We start from the raw sequence: 2,876 nt of genomic DNA, 5'->3' as shown, positions 1-2,876 counted from the left end.
GCAAAAGAAACTTCTACCTATATGGAATTTACTCTTGCATTTGGTCCAAAACCGGAATTTAGTTTTTCATTTAAGTAATTCTTGATTGCCTCTGTTTTAACTGTAAAAAACACTTGCATAGACGAACATATGTTTGTATAATAGAAATATGAATACAGAAATGACAAATGAGCATTATACAATACAGGAAAAATTACATATTCTTGCTGATGCTGCAAAGTATGATGTCGCATGTACATCAAGCGGCTCAAGCCGCCGGGGACAGAAAGGAGAACTCGGTAATGCCGTTTCATGTGGAATTTGTCACAGCTTTGCGGCAGACGGAAGATGTATTTCTTTACTTAAGATCTTAATGACCAATCATTGTGTCTACGATTGCAAATACTGCATTAACCGTGCGAGCAATGATGTAAAAAGAGCTACGTTTACTCCGGAAGAGATCTGTAATCTTACAGTCGAATTTTATAAACGGAATTATATAGAAGGACTTTTCCTAAGTTCCGGTATTTTGAAAAATCCAACCTATACGATGGAAAAGATGTGCGAGACCCTGCTTCTTCTCCGCACCAAATATCATTTTAACGGCTACATTCATGTGAAGACGATTCCGGGGGCTTCGGATGAATTACTTGCGGCTGCCGGTTATCTTGCAGACCGTGTCAGCGTGAATCTGGAACTGCCAACTTCTGAGGGACTTCGTAAGCTGGCACCGAACAAGACTATGCAGACAATCCTAAGTCCAATGGGAAAGGTGCAGAATACCATTGCCGCACATCGCATGGCAATCGGAAAATCATTATATATGGAAAGAAGCCGTGGAAATCAGTTCCTGCATAACGGAATTTTTTCTGATACTTCCAAACAACAGTTCCAAAGGAAACTGGATAGCAGGGCAGCGCTGCAAAAAGCAGCAGATGTATCCCCAATTACTGCACAGTCAAATCCTGCGCTATTGGATTCTTCCTTCACCTGGAATCAGGCATATCAACTTGCACCACATGATATGTCCAGATTAAAACGCAGCTTTGCACCGGCAGGACAAAGCACCCAGATGATCATCGGAGCGACAGGTGAAAGCGATTATACCTTATTACAGACCACGCAGCAGCTTTATCAGGGATTTGATCTGAAACGTGTCTTTTATTCGGCATATATCCCGCTGAATGAAGATCCTGTTCTGCCTGAGATTGGAACTCCACCGCCGCTTTTGCGTGAACACAGGCTTTATCAGGCAGACTGGCTGCTCCGGTTTTACGGATTTCAGGCAGATGAACTTTTAACCATAGAGAAACCGAATTTTAACGAACTTCTGGATCCGAAGTGTGATTGGGCATTACGCCATCTGGAATTATTTCCCGTTGAAGTAGAAACGGCAAGCTATGCAGAACTCCTTCGCGTACCCGGAGTCGGACCGAAATCAGCCAGCCGTATTGTAAATGCACGAAGATATGGCAGAATGGATTTCACAAGTCTGAAGAAAATGGGAGTTGTGCTGAAAAGAGCGCACTATTTTATCACCTGTGGCGGAAAACAGATGTATCACACACCACTTGAAGAGACTTATATCACAAGACAACTGGTCAGCGTAGACCGGAAGGAATCCTGGGAAATGGCTCATGCAAATGAAGGCTTCTCACAGATGACACTTGCTGATTTTGGAATTGGATAGTTACATCATTAGAGCAGAAAATATTTATAGCAATATGAGAAAGCAGGAAATTTATGAAGATATATACTTGTAAGGATCGGTTGGAAGACATCATGACCTGTATCTATGATGCATGGGCAGATGCTTTGCTAATCGGTCATGATCAGATAAGACTGAAAAAGGAACCGATTTTCCAGGCGACACTGCTGGATGAATATATCCATGTAGACGGAGACTGTTCAAAGGCAGAAAAAGTCACCCGGTCTATCCGCAGAGATATTTCTTCCAGAGCATATCTTTATGTGTATTACGCATCCCTTTCAGCAGAAGAAGACGCACTGCAGGCAATCTATAATTTTTTACGAGTTGGATTTGCAATAGGAGCAGATGTACTTGAACATTATACGAACCCACATGTGATGCGGATTATGGAATTATATCGTAATGTTGGAAATGAAAGCCATCATTTCCGTGAATTCGCCCGGTTTCAAAGTCTCGACGGGCGTGTGTATGTCAGCCATCTGGAGCCCAAAAGTGATGTGATCATGCTGGTTGGAAGACATTTCGCAGACCGTATGCCATCGGAATATTGGATGATCGTTGACGATAACCGGAAGACCGTCTGTGTCCATCCAAAAGACGGAGAAAATTATCTTCGTTATCTGACGGACGGAGAGTTTGAGGCACTTCGGAAAACAGAAGAGTACGAAGATGAATACACTGGGATGTGGAAGACATTTTTCCATACGATCGGGAGCAAAGAGCGGGAGAATTATGTCTATCAGAGAAATCTTTTTCCGATCTGGAAGAGAAAGCATGCTGTGGAATTTAAAGAATAATCGCAGGAATTAAAAAGCAGCAAAGAATAACTCTGGTTAAAAATCATGAGCAGGAAACAGTGATGTCAATGCTGCGTGGACTTCAGAAGTAGAAGAACAGTTCGAGTATATGTATCGGCTATTCTTTTTTTGCTTTTAGACGTAAAAACGGTAATGTTTTTCTTGTACATAGTCGAGCATTAGAGTATAATAAACTCAGTTTTTTTCATATGTTTAAAAGCTATAATAAGAAAAACGGCAAAACAGATGAAAGTTTGCGACGCAAAGCTATAGGGCTTGTAAAATGGTAGCCAGTTGCCACGTTAAAGATGAGGCTGTGAAAAAAGCATAGTCCCGAAAAAAAGAAGGACCAAGGGTTTATTATAAACCCTAAGGTCCTTCTTTCTGTT

General features: G+C 41.7%; 2 protein-coding genes and 1 riboswitch. Both genes read left to right on the top strand.

Features of this window, described 5'->3' with window-relative positions:
• Positions 1-148: 148 nt before the first annotated feature.
• A complete protein-coding gene (locus AB5213_RS16905; protein ID WP_195255102.1) occupies positions 149-1,669 on the top strand; it encodes a putative DNA modification/repair radical SAM protein in 1,521 nt (506 codons plus the stop codon).
• 53 nt (positions 1,670-1,722) lie between these two features.
• Positions 1,723-2,487, top strand: a complete 765-nt coding sequence (locus AB5213_RS16900; RefSeq protein ID WP_368277007.1) for a TIGR03915 family putative DNA repair protein — start codon at positions 1,723-1,725, stop codon at positions 2,485-2,487.
• A gap of 226 nt (positions 2,488-2,713) precedes the next feature.
• Positions 2,714-2,789: riboswitch (cyclic di-GMP riboswitch) on the top strand.
• Positions 2,790-2,876 lie beyond the last annotated feature (87 nt).

Source organism: Coprococcus sp. RTP21204st1_G4_RTP21204_210225, from assembly GCF_040915385.1.
GTDB classification, from domain to species: domain Bacteria; phylum Bacillota; class Clostridia; order Lachnospirales; family Lachnospiraceae; genus Allocoprococcus; species Allocoprococcus comes.
The sequence above is the reverse complement of the archived record's forward strand: the minus strand, read 5'-3'. Positions and strand labels throughout refer to the sequence as shown.

Bases quoted from the DNA above. Each gene is read 5' to 3' on its own strand.
- AB5213_RS16905 (WP_195255102.1), top strand. From the start codon at position 149: ATGAATACAGAAATGACAAATGAGCATTATACAATACAGGAAAAATTA.
- AB5213_RS16900 (WP_368277007.1), top strand. From the start codon at position 1,723: ATGAAGATATATACTTGTAAGGATCGGTTGGAAGACATCATGACCTGT.